16 protein-coding genes are annotated in these 14,311 nt (G+C 62.9%); 7 read left to right on the top strand and 9 right to left on the bottom strand.

Annotation, left to right across the window (positions count from 1 at the left end; translation table 11 throughout):
* Positions 1–40 precede the first annotated feature (40 nt).
* A complete protein-coding gene (gene typA, locus AC0L2P_RS19100; RefSeq protein WP_352465599.1) occupies positions 41–1,870 on the bottom strand; it encodes a translational GTPase TypA in 1,830 nt (609 codons plus the stop codon).
* A gap of 198 nt (positions 1,871–2,068) precedes the next feature.
* On the opposite strand from typA, the gene AC0L2P_RS19095 reads away from it, so the two are divergent.
* On the top strand, positions 2,069–2,350 hold the full coding sequence (locus AC0L2P_RS19095; protein ID WP_473502970.1) for a hypothetical protein: 282 nt from the start codon (positions 2,069–2,071) through the stop codon (positions 2,348–2,350).
* 46 nt (positions 2,351–2,396) lie between these two features.
* Here AC0L2P_RS19095 and AC0L2P_RS19090 read toward each other — a convergent pair whose 3' ends face one another.
* Together AC0L2P_RS19090 and AC0L2P_RS19085 are read right to left on the bottom strand one after the other, a co-directional pair.
* A complete protein-coding gene (locus AC0L2P_RS19090) occupies positions 2,397–3,971 on the bottom strand; it encodes an alkaline phosphatase D family protein (protein ID WP_473502969.1) in 1,575 nt (524 codons plus the stop codon).
* Positions 3,972–4,249: 278 nt separating this feature from the next.
* The gene (locus tag AC0L2P_RS19085; protein WP_473502967.1) at positions 4,250–5,533 is read right to left on the bottom strand and encodes an MFS transporter; all 1,284 of its coding nucleotides are present in this window, start codon (positions 5,531–5,533) and stop codon (positions 4,250–4,252) included.
* A gap of 82 nt (positions 5,534–5,615) precedes the next feature.
* On the opposite strand from AC0L2P_RS19085, the gene AC0L2P_RS19080 reads away from it, so the two are divergent.
* The gene (locus AC0L2P_RS19080; RefSeq protein ID WP_473502965.1) at positions 5,616–6,221 is read left to right on the top strand and encodes a TetR/AcrR family transcriptional regulator; all 606 of its coding nucleotides are present in this window, start codon (positions 5,616–5,618) and stop codon (positions 6,219–6,221) included.
* A gap of 97 nt (positions 6,222–6,318) precedes the next feature.
* The gene (locus AC0L2P_RS19075; RefSeq protein ID WP_473502963.1) at positions 6,319–6,909 is read left to right on the top strand and encodes a hypothetical protein; all 591 of its coding nucleotides are present in this window, start codon (positions 6,319–6,321) and stop codon (positions 6,907–6,909) included.
* Between the two features lie 17 nt (positions 6,910–6,926).
* Here AC0L2P_RS19075 and ppa read toward each other — a convergent pair whose 3' ends face one another.
* The 6 genes from ppa to AC0L2P_RS19045 form a co-directional block, all read right to left on the bottom strand.
* On the bottom strand, positions 6,927–7,457 hold the full coding sequence (gene ppa / locus AC0L2P_RS19070; RefSeq protein WP_473502961.1) for an inorganic diphosphatase: 531 nt from the start codon (positions 7,455–7,457) through the stop codon (positions 6,927–6,929).
* Between the two features lie 114 nt (positions 7,458–7,571).
* On the bottom strand, positions 7,572–8,078 hold the full coding sequence (locus tag AC0L2P_RS19065; RefSeq protein ID WP_473502959.1) for a GNAT family N-acetyltransferase: 507 nt from the start codon (positions 8,076–8,078) through the stop codon (positions 7,572–7,574).
* Positions 8,079–8,193: 115 nt separating this feature from the next.
* Positions 8,194–8,832 carry a TPM domain-containing protein gene (locus AC0L2P_RS19060; RefSeq protein WP_473503188.1) on the bottom strand — a complete coding sequence of 213 codons (639 nt, stop codon included), beginning with the start codon at positions 8,830–8,832 and terminating at the stop codon, positions 8,194–8,196.
* Positions 8,833–8,842: 10 nt separating this feature from the next.
* Entirely contained in the window at positions 8,843–9,733 is an 891-nt protein-coding gene (locus AC0L2P_RS19055; protein ID WP_473502957.1) for a TPM domain-containing protein, read from the bottom strand.
* 4 nt (positions 9,734–9,737) lie between these two features.
* Positions 9,738–10,550, bottom strand: coding sequence for a TPM domain-containing protein (locus AC0L2P_RS19050; protein ID WP_473502955.1), 813 nt, complete (start codon positions 10,548–10,550; stop codon positions 9,738–9,740).
* A 201-nt stretch (positions 10,551–10,751) separates the two neighbouring features.
* On the bottom strand, positions 10,752–11,396 hold the full coding sequence (locus AC0L2P_RS19045; protein ID WP_473502953.1) for a LemA family protein: 645 nt from the start codon (positions 11,394–11,396) through the stop codon (positions 10,752–10,754).
* Positions 11,397–11,559: 163 nt separating this feature from the next.
* On the opposite strand from AC0L2P_RS19045, the gene AC0L2P_RS19040 reads away from it, so the two are divergent.
* The 4 genes from AC0L2P_RS19040 to AC0L2P_RS19025 all read left to right on the top strand — a co-directional run bounded on the left by AC0L2P_RS19040 (position 11,560) and on the right by AC0L2P_RS19025 (position 14,148).
* On the top strand, positions 11,560–11,811 hold the full coding sequence (locus AC0L2P_RS19040; RefSeq protein ID WP_473502951.1) for a hypothetical protein: 252 nt from the start codon (positions 11,560–11,562) through the stop codon (positions 11,809–11,811).
* Between the two features lie 9 nt (positions 11,812–11,820).
* The gene (gene pdxY, locus AC0L2P_RS19035) at positions 11,821–12,705 is read left to right on the top strand and encodes a pyridoxal kinase PdxY (protein ID WP_473502949.1); all 885 of its coding nucleotides are present in this window, start codon (positions 11,821–11,823) and stop codon (positions 12,703–12,705) included.
* A 17-nt stretch (positions 12,706–12,722) separates the two neighbouring features.
* Entirely contained in the window at positions 12,723–13,532 is an 810-nt protein-coding gene (locus AC0L2P_RS19030; protein WP_473503186.1) for a DUF429 domain-containing protein, read from the top strand.
* Positions 13,533–13,743: 211 nt separating this feature from the next.
* Positions 13,744–14,148: a hypothetical protein gene (locus AC0L2P_RS19025; RefSeq protein ID WP_473502947.1), complete on the top strand. Its 405-nt coding sequence runs from the start codon at positions 13,744–13,746 to the stop codon at positions 14,146–14,148.
* The last annotated feature ends 163 nt before the right edge of the window (positions 14,149–14,311 follow it).

Genomic DNA, 14,311 nt, shown 5'->3' with positions numbered 1-14,311 from the left:
CGCACGTGCTCCCTCCCTCATAATTGCTGAGATAAGTGGCTTATGCCGCGCCGACCACTTTCGCCGACTTCTCAAAACGCTTGCGCTCGTTCGGGTCGAGATAGAGCTTGCGCAGGCGGATGGTCTTCGGCGTCACTTCGACCAGCTCGTCGTCCTGGATCCAGGCCAGCGCGCGTTCCAGCGTCATGCGGATCGGCGGCGTCAGCTTCACCGCCTCGTCCTTGCCGGCGGCGCGGATGTTGGTCAGCTTCTTGCCCTTGAGCACGTTGACTTCGAGGTCGTTGTCCCTGGAATGGATGCCGATGATCATGCCCTGATAGACCTTGACGCCGGGGTCGATGACCATCGGGCCGCGGTCTTCCAGGTTCCACATGGCGTAAGCCACCGATTCACCCTGTTCGTTGGAGATCAGCACGCCGTTGGTGCGGCCCGGCAGCTCACCCTTGTAAGGTTCATAGGCGTGGAACAGCCGGTTCATCACGGCGGTGCCGCGCGTGTCGGTCAACAGCTCCGACTGGTAGCCTATCAGGCCGCGCGTCGGCGCGTGGAAGACGATGCGCTGGCGATTGCCGCCCGACGGGCGCAGCTCGACCATTTCGGCCTTGCGCTCCGACATCTTTTGCACGACGACGCCGGCATGCTCCTCGTCGACGTCGATGACGACTTCCTCGACCGGCTCCAGCAATTCGCCGTTCTCGCCCTTCTGCATGACGACGCGCGGCCGCGACACGGCAATCTCAAAACCTTCGCGGCGCATCGTCTCGATCAGCACGGCCAGCTGCAATTCGCCGCGGCCGGAGACGAAGAACGAATCCTTGTCCGGCGATTCCTCGATCTTCAGCGCAACATTGCCTTCGGCCTCGCGCAGCAGGCGGTCGCGGATGACGCGGCTGGTCACCTTGTCCCCCTCGGTGCCGGCCAGCGGTGAATCGTTGACCAGGAACGACATCGTCACCGTCGGCGGATCGATCGGCTGCGCGTGCAGCGGCTCGGTCACCGACAGGTCGCAGAACGTGTCGGCGACAGTGCCTTTCGACAAGCCGGCGATGGCGACGATGTCGCCCGCCTGCGCTTCGTCGATCGGCTGGCGCTCGAGCCCGCGGAAAGCGAGGATCTTCGAGATGCGGCCGGTTTCGACCTGGGTGCCGTCATGGTGCAGCACCTTGACCGCCTGGTTGGATTTCAGCGTGCCGGATTCGATACGGCCGGTGATGATGCGGCCGAGGAACGGATTGGCTTCCAGAATGGTGCCGATCATGCGGAACGGGCCGGGATGAACGGTCGGCGCCGGCACGTGCTTGATGACGAGGTCGAACAGCGGCGCCAGAGCCTGGTCCTTTGGGCCTTCGGGGTTTTCCGAGACCCAGCCGTCGCGGCCTGAACCGTAAAGGATAGGAAAGTCGAGTTGCTCGTCGGTGGCGTCAAGTGCTGCAAAAAGGTCGAACACCTCGTTGACCACTTCGACATGGCGGGCATCCGGCCGGTCGATCTTGTTGATGACGACGATCGGCTTCAGTCCAACCTTGAGCGCCTTGCCCACCACGAATTTGGTCTGCGGCATAGGCCCCTCGGCGGCGTCGACCAGCACGATGGCCGAATCCACCATCGACAGGATGCGCTCGACCTCACCGCCGAAGTCGGCGTGGCCGGGCGTATCGACGATGTTGATGCGGGTGTCCTTCCAGTCGACCGAGGTCGCCTTGGCCAGGATGGTAATGCCGCGTTCCTTTTCGAGATCGTTCGAATCCATGGCGCGCTCGGCGACGCGCTGGTTGTCGCGGAACGAGCCGGACTGTTTCAGGAGCTGATCGACGAGGGTGGTTTTTCCATGGTCGACGTGCGCGATGATCGCGATATTGCGGATTTTCATGTTTTGGTCTCGGGAGCGTTGCAGGCAGCAGGCCAAAAGGCGCTGCCTCTTTCGGTTGGGCGGCTCATACAGGGTTTTTCGCAATTGCGAAAGAGGAGGCGAGCCACCAAATAAAGTCACCAAATCTTAAATGTCTTGGTGTGAAGTGGAATTATTAACCAAGGCGGAACCTTTCATGGTCCCGACAGTTCGAATTTCATGATCGAGATAGGCATCAAACTCCGGCCGATTTTGGCATGTAGCGCACTCGCCGTCCTCCTCGCGGCAGGCGCGGCGCAGTCGGCGGCGTCGTTCAAGGAGACGCGGACTGCTTTGCCGTCCGACAAGCGGTCGGCGGAGCAGCTTTTTGCGGATGCTCCCGACGGCGTCGACCCGGTGGTGACCGGGCCGGTCAGCGCCGCCTTCAAGCAGCGGCAGCAAAATGCCGGATGCGACAGCGCCGTCTGGCCCAACATTCCCGTCGTCTGCTATCCCGATTGATGCACGTCCTACCCTCGGGCTGGCCCGAGGGTAGTGGCGCAGTCGCTCACGCCGACCGCACCGGATCGAGCGTGACCTTGTAAAGTTCGCTGTCGTCGCGATCCATCAGCCGCACCGTCAACTGCTCGGTGGCGCCATCGATGTCGACGAGCCCGAAGAACTGCAGGCCGGCCGACGGCGGCAGGTTTTGACCCTGTTCGGCAGTCGGTGCCTTTATGAACTTCAGCTCCGGGCCGAATGTCATGTCGAAACCATTAGGCCCGAACGAGCCGGAATGGATCGGACCCGAAACGAATTCCCAAAACGGGTTGAAGTCCTGGAATTGCGCCTTGCCCGGATTGTAGTAATGCGCGGCTGTGTAATGCACGTCTGCGGTGAGCCAGACGGTGTTGCTGATACCCACGTTCTTTATATAGCGAAGAAGGTCGGCAATTTCCAGCTCACGCCCCTTGGCCGGGCCATTGTCGCCATTGCTGACCGCCTCGGCCCCTACCTTCTTGGTGCCGTCGTTCCAGACGACGAGGCCGAGCGGCATGTCGGCGGCAATGATTTTCCAGGTTGCGTTCGAATTCGCCAGTTCACGCTTCAACCACTTGATCTGCTGTTCACCGAGGATGCGTGATTGCGGCGTCATCGTCTCCTGCATGTCCGGACCGTTGGGGCCGCGGTAGGAACGCATGTCGAGGAAGAACACGTCGAGCAGCGGACCATAGGCGATCTTGCGGTAGACGCGGCCGGGCTCTGACGGCTCGTAACGGATCGTCGTCATTTCGTGGAACGCACGCGCCGCACGTGCCGCCAGCACATGGATCGATTTTTCAGTGTAGCGATCGTCGGCGGTCAGATCCTTCGAATCCGACCAATTGTTCAGCACCTCATGGTCGTCCCACTGATAGAAGGTGGGGCAGATGGCGTTGAGCCCCAGCACATTCCTGTCCATCAAATTGTACTTCCACTGGCCGCGGTACTCGTCCAGCGTCTCGGCAACCTTGCGCTTTTCGTCGATCAGCAGCGTGTTTTTCCATTTGCCGCCACCGGGCAGGTCGACCTCGTCCTTCATCGCGCCATCGGCATAGACCGTATCGCCCGAATGCAGGAAGAAGTCGGGCGTGTGCTCGGCAATGGTGGCGTACGTCTTCATGCCGGTGTCGTCGATGCCCCAGCCTTGGCCGGCGGTGTCACCCGACCAGGCGAAACGAATGTCGCGCTTCGAGGCAGGTGCCGTGCGGAAGCGGCCGACGATCGGCTCGGAAACGGCGTTGATGTCGGCAAGATCGGCCGCGACCATGCGGTAGAAAATGTCCTGGTCGGACGCGAGATCAGTGAGCAGCCGCTTCACCGTATAGTCGCTGGCCGGCGAGGTATCGAGCGGCGCCAGGCGGACGGCATTGGCGAAGCTTTCCTTCGACGACACTTCGAACATGACGCGCGACGGCCGGTCCGTGCGCGTCCAGACCATGCCGCTGGTCGCGTCGACGTCGCCGGACTGGATGCCATGGGTGAAGGCCGGACGCTGATTGGCGCGCGAGTAATAGGGAAGGGCGAGACCCGAGGCGCCGACCAGGCCGACGGCACTGGCCGATGTGACGAAAGCGCGCCGCGTCATCGAAATCTTGTTCATGGCTGTCTCCTGGATGGCGTTGAAGGTCGCCGCCAAGCTCCAGCTTCAATGTTTCAGGCACATTTCGAAACGATGAAGGTTTGATAACAGTGAACAGGCTGGCGACTCTCCCTCCTTGAGGGAGAGATGTCGCCGAAGGCGACAGAGGGGGTCGTCTCGCATGGAGCGCCGACCTCCTGCGTCTGCGATAAGGGGCCGAGCCCGGTCGGACCGACCCCTCTGATCGCTTTGCGGCCATTTCCCCTCAAGAGGGAAGATTAGCGCTCAGCCGTTGCAGCTCAAGCCGCTTGCGGTTCCGGCTCAAACGCCGGGCGGCTGGTGTTGATCAGCAGCGAGACGCAGGCGGCGGCTATTGCCGTCATGCCGGCGATCAGGAAGGCAAGCTCGTAATTGCCTTGCAGCTCGCGCATGGTGCCGCCGAAAAAGGCCGCCGTCGCGGCGCCGACCTGATGGCCGGCGACAATCCAGCCGAAGACGATCGGCCCGCTGCGGTCGCCGAACGCCTCGTTAGAGAGTCTGAGCGTCGGCGGCACGGTGGCAATCCAGTCGAGTCCGTAAAACACGGCAAAGATGATCAGGCTGGTCGCCGAGAAGCCGGAATAGGGCAAATAGATCAGCGACAGGCCGCGAATACCGTAATAGACGCCGAGCAGCTTGCGCGGGTCGAAACGGTCGGTGAGCCAGCCCGACAGTGTCGTGCCGATAAGATCGAAGATACCCATCATCGACAGCAGGCCTGCGGCCTGCACTTCGCCGATGCCCATGTCGCCGCAAAAGGCGATCAGGTGCGTGCCGACCAAGCCGTTGGTGGTGAAGCCGCAAACAAAGAAGGTGGCGAACAGGTACCAGAACACACGCGTACCGGCGGCGCGGCGCAACGTGCTTAGCGTCTGGGTGAGGAAATTGCCTTGCGCGGCCGGCGGCGCCGGCGGCACGTCGTCGGCCTCGGCACCATAACGCACCATGCCAATCGCGGCCGGGCGCTCCGGCACCAGCACATAAACCAGCGGCACCAAGGCGGCCGTGGCCACGGCAATGGCAATGGCGACCGGCTTCCAGCCGCCCGACTGGGCGAGCGAGGCGAGCAGCGGTAGGAAGACCAGCAGACCGGTGGCGCTAGACGCCGACATAAGCCCCATCACCAGGCCGCGATTGGTCTTGAACCAGCGGTTGACGATGGTTGCGCCGAGCACGGTGGCGACGGCGCCCGAGCTGATGCCGGAAAACACGCCCCAGGTGAGGAGCAGATGCCATGGCTTGGTCATTAACAGGCTGAGCGCGGTCGATCCGGACATCAAAAGCAGCGCGGCAAGCAACGTGCGGCGCAACCCGATCCGCTCCATCAGCGCCGCGGCAAACGGCCCGGTCAGGCCATAGAGGAAGATGCCGGTGGCCGCCGCCAGCGAGACGACGTCGCGCCGCCAGCCGAAACTGTTCTCCAGCGGCAGCATCATGACTGCCGGGGCCGAACGCAGGCCCGCTGCGATCAGCAGGCAAAGGAAGATGACGGCGACCACGACGAAAGCGTAGCACTGGCCAAACGGGCGGGATTGAGCTATCATGTTACTGACCGGTACGTTGCAGGAGTGCGAAACATACGTACCGACCGGTAACATTGTCAACCAGCTAATCGGCAGACCAGGCATGAAAAGCATTGAACCAACGATCAAGGCGAATGACGCACCGCCGCCGCGCGCCGCCGAACGGATTCTCCAGGTGGCGCGCGACCTGTTCTACCGGCAAGGCATCAGGGCGATCGGCGTCGACGAGATCGTACGGCGTGCCGGCGTCACCAAGCCCAGCCTCTACCGCAGCTTTCCGTCCAAGGATGAGCTCGCCGCATCCTACCTCCGGCACTATGACCTCGAATTCTGGGGGCGTTTCGACGAGGCAGTTGATGCCCATCCCGGCGATCCGCGCGCGCAGATCGTCGCTTTCCTGACTCGCGTCGGCAAGCGCACGCAAAAGCCCGACTATCGCGGCTGCGGCATGACCAATGCCGCGGTCGAATATCCCGAAGCTGGCCATCCGGCCCGCGTCGTGAGCGAAGCCAACAAGCAGGAATTGCGCCGCCGCTTGCGCGCCATGGCGACTGCGATGCGCGCCGGCGACGCCGACACGCTGGGCGACGGGCTGCTGCTGCTGATCGAGGGCGCCTATATTAGCGGCCAGCTGTTCGGTGTCGGCGGACCGGCGCAGTCGGTGGCCCGCAACGCCGACCTTTTGATCGAGGCAAGCTTGAAGAGATAGCGATCCGTTTACCAGATCATAGTGAGCGGCCTGAGTTCGTCTAGGCTGCTGATGGATTTGACGGTACGCTGCGGCAGCCCGAACGAAGCTGTCGACCATGCGCGCTCTTTTGATCCTGCTTGTCCTCGCCGGTTTCTGCCAGGCAGCCCGGGCTGGCGAGATATCCAGCGTTTATACCGATCTCGTTTGGGAGAAGGACTGCGTCACCTATGCCCAGGCGGAAGAAGGCGACGGCGACTGGGCCGATCTCGCCTGTTCGGGCTATGGCGGCTACCCGGTGATGGTTTCCTATGACGACGCGCGGGAATCGCTGTTCTACGGCTTTCCACCTGGCGATATGACCACGGTCTGGGAAAGCTTTTCCGGCCTCAATTCGGCTGGATCCAAAGTCGACTGGCGTATCGAAACCAACGGCAAAACTGCCATTCCCTTCGCCGTCATCCATCGTCGCTCGATCAGCGATACCGAGGGCGAGAACAAGGCGACGGAGGTGCTGCTCGTCGCCAAGGTTGCCCAGCCCCACAGCCACGAAGGCTGCACGATCGGCCTTGTGCTCGCCACCGGCAATCCCGCCGCCAACGATCAGGCGCGCAAGCTTGCCGACGAGAAGGCACGCACCTTCGCTTGCGGCAAGGACAAACGCGTGGTGATCGGCGACGCGCCCGCTTTCGGCCGCGTCGACAACTGACTATTTGCGCCCGTTAATTACTTGCGCTTGGCGCGCTCGATTGCCTCGACGATCATCCTTTTAGCATAGGCAGCATCGTACCAGCCTTCGATCTTGACCCATTTGCCGGGTTCGAGATCCTTGTAGTGCTCGAAAAAATGCTGCACTTGCTGGCGGGTAATGTCGGGCAGCTGCGTGTATTCGTGGACGTCCTCGTAGCGCAAGGTCAGCTTGGGTGAAGGCACCGCGATGACCTTCTCGTCCTGGCCGGCATTGTCCTCCATCACCAGCACGCCGATCGGCCGCACATTGATGACGCAGCCCGGCACCAGCGCGCGTGTGTTGCAAACCAGCACGTCGATCGGGTCGCCGTCGCCCGACAGCGTATGCGGTACGAAACCGTAATTGCCGGGATAGCGCATCGAAGTGTGCAGGAAGCGGTCGACGAACAGCGTGCCGGCCTCCTTGTCCATCTCGTACTTGATCGGCTCGCCGCCGATCGGCACCTCGATAATGACGTTGACGTCCTCGGGCGGGTTCTTTCCGCTGGCAATCGCTTCAATACGCATTCGCTTTATCCCTCTCTCGATTGGAGATCGATAGCGGGCGAGGGCGAATGGTGCAATGCGGCGAATGGTACGGGGATCGCCCGAACCGAAACCGGTCGGCTCACGCGCTGACCGTCATTCCCAGACGAAAGCGACCTTCTTCAACGCTTTCTGCTCGAAAATCTCGACGCCCTCGGCAACATCGCGGCCGCCGGCGCCGGCATAGAAGGCAAGTGCGTTCTGATTGTCTTCCAGCGCCCACACCACCATGCCTTTCAGGCCATGGTCGGCCAGCCGTGCCCGCGCGGCCGAGAACAGCCGGCTGCCGAGCCCGATGCCTTGATACTCCGGCCGCAGGTAAAGTTCATAGATCTCGCCCTGCTGCCTGAGTTCGCGGGCGCGGTTCTTGCCGATCGTCGCATAGCCGGCAATTTTGCCGCCGATTTCGACGACCAGGACGGTGGCGGCGCGGCGAATGGCATTCGCCCACCAGTCGGCGCCGCGGCGGTTGATCATCGATGTCAGCGTGCGGTGCGGGATGATGCCGCAATAGGCGCCGCGCCAGGCCTCGAGATGCACGTCGGCGATGGCCGCTGCATCGCGCGGTTCGGCTTTCCTGATGTCGATGCTCAGCGTATTCATGATTGGTTAACCATAAACCCGCCGCGCCCGATTGCAAGAGTCCGGTCAGCCGCCACGATGCTTTCACACAGCGGACGGTGCATCCTTGAGACGCTGCAAACTGCTTTTAGCGAGATCAAATCTCGACCAGATGGTCGTCCAGTTCGTTGCTGTCGCCGGTCGAGACCGGAAAATGCTCGGCCAGTACGGCGCCGACCGCTTCGATCGCCTTGACGAAGCCCTCGGCAAGCCGATCGTCGCCGGCATGCGCCGTAAGGTCGCGGACGACACCGTCCCAGACATGCTGGCCGACACGAGAATCGATGCCGCTGTCGGCGACCACCTCGGCATAGCGCTCGGCAATCGAGACGAACACCAGCACGCCGGTTCGCGCCGTGGTGCGGTGGACGTTGCGGGCGAGGAACTGCTTCATCGCATTGGCGTGGGCGGCCTGATAGCGCAGCCGCCTCGGCACCAAATGGATGCGCAATGCGGGCAATACCCACAACAGGATGAGTACACTGGCAAGCGCCAGCAGCTCGGCAATGACGAAATGCGGCAAGCGGATCGACAGCCACCAGGCTTCCAGCCCGTAACCGACGCCAAGGCTGACGAAGAGCATGCCGAGCATCGCCATGAAAGCGGCCGGAAAGAAGTAGCCGTCGCTGGCATACGCCACGACGCAGTAGATCTCGCCGTCGGTCTTTGATTCGGCAGCGCGGATCGCATCGGCGATGCGCTCATGATCCTCGGGGCTGATCGGTCGTGTTGCCATCATTGATGTCTCACCAGCTTCCTGAAGAACCGCCGCCGCCGGACGAACCGCCGCCGCCTGAAAACCCGCCGCCGGAACTTCCGGACGACCAACCGCTGCCGGAACTTCCAGACGACCAGCCACTGCCGGACGAGGTCCCCGACGTCCAGCCACCGCCACCGGAGGATGACGAGCCTGGCCCACGGCCGTAGCGGAACGTCATGCCAAGCCACTTGTACACGCCCGGCGACAGTTTCGTGCCGAAGATCGGCGGTAGGAACGCCATTGCCAAGCCGCCGAACAACATCGTCGCCCACAGGACCATGAACAGCATGAAGATGGGATCGACAGGATTGTCATTCGCCGGATTGCGCTTGCCGCGCGCCTCCAGCTCTTCGGGATTACCTTCCAGCACCATGATCATGTCGTCGACGGCCTTGCTGATGCCGCCGGAGAAATCGCCGGCACGGAATGCCGGCACCATGTCGTTTTCGATGATCAGCTTGGTGTGCAGGTCGGTCAGCGTGCCTTCCAGCCCATAGCCGACCTCGATGCGCATCTTGCGGTCGTTCGGCGCCACCAGCAAAAGCACGCCGTTGTTCTCCTTCGCCTGGCCCAGTTTCCAGGCGCGGAACAGCCGGTTGGCGTAAGGCTCGATCTCCTCGCCATCGAGGCTGGGGATCGTGGCGACGACGATCTGGTCGGAACCCTTGGTCTCGAAGTCGGCAAGCTTCCGCGTCAGCGCCGCTTTGGTCGCGGCATCGATGATGCCGGCATTGTCGACGACCCGTCCGGTCAGAACAGGCAGCTCGGCGGCGAAGGTCGCGAAGCCGACCAGCAGCACCGCAATGGCCATAAGCGCGGTGCCGATCACCTTTATGAAACGGCCGGATTCCGCCGGGCTGATGGCGTGTCTTGTCATCTCGTCACCAGCTTCCCGAAGAGCCGCCGCCGCCGGACGAACCGCCGCCGCCGGAAAACCCGCCACCGCTTGAACCCGACGACCATCCCCCGCCGGAACCTCCCGACCAGCCGCTGGACGACCGCCGGCTCGGCTTGAAGGTCATGCCCAGCCAGCGATAGCGGCCGGGACCGATCTTCCGGCCGAAGATCGGCGGCAGAATTGAGGCGGCGAGACTGCCGACGAGTATGGTCATCCAGACGGCCATGAAGACAGTGAAGAACAGATCGTCGCTGTTGAACGGCGGCTGCAGGTTGCGTTCGCCGCGCGCCTCCAGCTCTTCGGGATTACCTTCCAGCACCATGATCATGTCGTCGACGGCCTTGCTGATGCCGCCGGAGAAATCGCCGGCACGGAATGCCGGCACCATGTCGTTTTCGATGATCAGCTTGGTGTGCAGGTCGGTCAGCGTGCCTTCCAGCCCATAGCCGACCTCGATGCGCATCTTGCGGTCGTTCGGCGCCACCAGCAAAAGCACGCCGTTGTTCTCCTTCGCCTGGCCCAGTTTCCAGGCGCGGAACAGCCGGTTGGCGTAAGGCTCGATCTCCTCGCCATCGAGGCTGGGGATCGTGGCGACGACGATCTGGTCGGAACCCTTGGTCTCGAAGTCGGCAAGCTTCCGCGTCAGCGCCGCTTTGGTCGCGGCATCGATGATGCCGGCATTGTCGACGACCCGTCCGGTCAGAACAGGCAACTCGGCGGCAAGGGTGGTGAGCGGGACGAGGAGGAGAAAGGTGAGAACGAAGCCAAAAAAAATCAGGCCGGCGTTTCTTCCCACCCCCCTCTGTCCTGCCGGACATCTCCCCCGCAAGGGGGGAGATTGGCTTTCATCGCCAGCGACAGGCCTTCTGCAACGCGGAAAATTGGCGAAAGAAGCAAAGCTGTCGATCTCCCCCCTTGCGGGGGAGATGTCCGGCAGGACAGAGGGGGGTGTGACGGAACGAAAGGCCAACGGGACCAGACCCGCTAAGCTAATCGTTTACCCGCCCTGCGTGGTATTGGTGCCGAAATCGACCTTCGGCGGCTGCATCTTATCCTCCTCGATGGTGAAATTCGCAAACGGCTGGTTGCCGCGGAACCACAAGGTCGCCCAGATCACCGACGGGAAGGTCCTCAGCGTCAGATTGTACTCTCTCACCGCCTGGATATAGTCGCGGCGGGCGACCGAGATGCGGTTCTCGGTGCCTTCGAGTTGTGCCTGCAGCGCCAGAAAGTTCTGGTTGGCCTTGAGATCGGGATAGTTCTCCACCACCGCCAGCAGGCGCGACAGCGCGCTGGTCAAGCCGGCCTGGCTGTCCTGGAATTTCTTGAAGGCTTCCGGATTGTTCAATGTTTCCGGCGTCACGGTCACCTGCGTCGCCTTGGCGCGCGCTTCGACCACAGCGTCGAGCGTATCCTTCTCGTGCGCGGCGTAGCCCTTGACCGTGTTGACCAGATTGGGGATGAGATCGGCGCGGCGCTGGTATTGATTCAACACCTCGCTCCATGCTGCCTTGGCATTTTCCTCAGCCGTCGGGATGGTGTTGTAACCGCAGCCTGCAAGCAGCGGCAGCATGACGGCCATGACCAGGAACGCAGCTAAATTACGGGAGATTGGCGGCGAAGAAAGGCGCTGGGCAAGCATGATAAGGTCCCCTCCATAGCATTGGCAGGCGAAGCATTAGCACAATCCTTGCGTAAGAAAATGACTGCGGCCGAGAAGTGCTACTGGTTTTCTACCATTCGCCGTCGGGCCCTGTGACAGACGAGGCGAACGGGTTAAGCTCGGCATAAAACGGGACATCACCATGGCGAAACGCCACGACAGCGACGCGGAATCGCGCCGCATCATCGAACGGGTGGCGCGCGAGACCGACCCGGACCGCACCTCGTTCCTCGCGCGAAACGCCAGAGGCGCACGCGACCACGTCACCGCGGCCGATGCCGACCGGTCGGACCCAATCGAATATTGGGGCACCCGCATCGGTCGGGCAGCGGGCTTGCTTATTGCCATCGGCCTGTTGATCTGGCTCGTGCTTGTCGTCACCAGGGGCAGTTAGGAAAAATCAATGGGTGCCGAAAAAACCGACGCGCCGCGCGCGGTCATCGTCGTCTCCAGCCATGTCGCACGTGGCTCGGTCGGCAACCGTGCCGCCGTCTTTGCGCTGGAGACGCTCGGCTTTCCGGTTTGGGCGGTGCCGACCGTCATTCTGCCCTGGCATCCGGGGCATGGCCGGGCCACCCGCATCGTGCCGCCGCTGGATCAGTTCAAGGCGCTGATGGCCGACCTTGAGCGCGCGCCGTGGCTGGGCGAGGTCGGCGCCGTGCTGTCCGGCTATCTCGGCGAGGCTGGCCAGGCCGAAGCCGTCGCTTCGCTGGTCGGCGCGGTCAAGGCGAAGACGCCGGAAGCCCTCTATGTCTGCGACCCGGTGATGGGCGATTCGGGCGGGCTCTACGTACCTGAGCCGACCGCTATCGCCATGCGCGACCGGCTGATACCAATCGCCGATATCGCCACGCCCAACCGCTACGAGCTGGAATGGATGGCCGGAACGCCGCTGCCCGACCTGAAATCGGCAATGGCTGCAGCCCTGCAAGCCGGCCCACCGGCCATGCTGGTCACTTCGGCTCCGGCGATGATGGCCGGCGGCACCGGCAATTTGCTACTCACCGGCAGAGAGGCGCTGCTTGCCGAACACCGGCTCATCGACAAGCCGCCGAATGGGCTCGGCGACCTGACGGCGGCCGTCTACCTGGCGCGGATCCTGTCCGGCCAGCCGGCCGCCAAGGCGCTGCAATCGACCACGGCGGCGGTCTACGAGATCCTGGCGCGCACCGCCAAGCGCGGCGGCGACGAATTGCAGCTCGAGACCGATGCCCAGAGCCTGTCGCACCCGATGGCAATGGTGCAGCTTCGCCATCTCCTGCATCCGGAACGGGACCGCCGGGCGTGAGGCAGGCCGAAGACGCCGTGCCCCAGGATGCGCTCAAGGATCTTGCGCCCGACGATGTTGCGCCCGCAGATGTTACCCTTGTCGGCGTCGACGGTTGCAAGGCCGGCTGGATTGCCGTCCGCCGCGATCCCGGTGCGGCACCGTCGACAACTGTTTTCCCAAGCTTTGCGGCGTTGCTCGACCAACTGCCCGCCGATGCAATGGTAGCGGTCGATATGCCAATCGGCCTGCCCGATTTCTCCCAAAGAGGCGGTCGCGGCCCGGAGGCGCTGGTGCGGCCACTGCTCGGAGCCCGGCAGTCCAGTGTCTTTGCCATCCCCTCCCGCGCCGCGCTCTACGCGGACATCGAAGCCTTCACCACGGTCGACGCCTGGTACGCCGCACATCGTAAGGCAAGTGAGGTGGCCAAGACGAAATCAGATCCGCCGCGCGGCGTCTCGATCCAGGCGTTCGGCATCTTCGCCAAGATCCGCGAGATCGATTCGCTGCTGATCGCGCGCCCCGAACTGCGCAGCCGCGTGTTCGAATCGCATCCGGAAGTTGCCTTCTGCAAACTGAACGGCGACCGGGCGATGCGCCTGCCGAAGAAGATCAGGGGCAACATCAATCCGGCCGGCATGGCAGAACGCAAGGCGCTGCTTGCCCGGCATGGTTATAGCCAGGATTTTCTCGACCAGACGCTGCCGCGCGGCGCGGCCGCCGACGACTTCCTCGATGCCGCGGCGATGATGCTGGTTGCCGGACGCATCATCAGAGGCGAGGCAATGCCGTTTCCGGATCCGCCGCTCGCCGATCGTTTCGGCATTCCCGTCGCCATTTGGGCCTGAACCTCTTGCGACGGTCGGAGGTAAAGCCTCCCAAAGGCTTCGGACAGCATCCTATACACCCAGGTACCATCGGCTGACCGTTTGCCAGGAATGGCCGCGGGGCCTGGTTTCATGCCGGTTACACATTAGTTAATTGCCCATCGTCGGCCCGTTACAGGGTGCGGTTAAGTTCGTTTCAACAGGGAAAAGAAGAACACCGAAGGAAACAACGATGCCTACGAAAACCCAGATCACTGACAACGACCATCGCCTGCAAGGCCCGCAGCGCAACCACCGGCGCCCGAAGCTGGCGCTGCGCCAGCACGCCAGTGATCACCCAATGGCGATGTTCGCGCTGCTGGCGGCTGCCGCATTTGCCGGCATGACGTTAACGCCGACCGTCGGCCCGGCCTTCGCCTCACTGAACCCGCCGGCCAACCTCATCGATGGCGCGACAACCACCACCAAGACGGCACGCCTGCCGATGCCGGAGATCGATTTTGCCTGCAAAGGGCAGGCCTGGGGTGCCGAGAGCCTGGATTGCCTGCGCGTCATCGCCGCCCAGTCGGGCAAGGCACGGCCGGTCCGCATGATCGCCAATGCCGCTCCGCTGGCCGATACGCCGAACGTTTTTTGATTTTTGCGAGCGCCCTCCAGCACTCCAGTCAGGCTCCCGCCGCAATGTCGGCCGGGAGCCTTTTTTTCCGGGGGAGATCGCGGTGTCTAGATGTTTGATCCCAGGCTTTGATGGGGCATCCTTGTCCTCCGAATCAAGGGATGCGCTATGGGCCAGGTTCTTC

Source organism: Mesorhizobium sp. WSM4836 (genome assembly GCF_055811815.1).
This window is presented reverse-complemented; position numbering and strand designations above follow the sequence as displayed.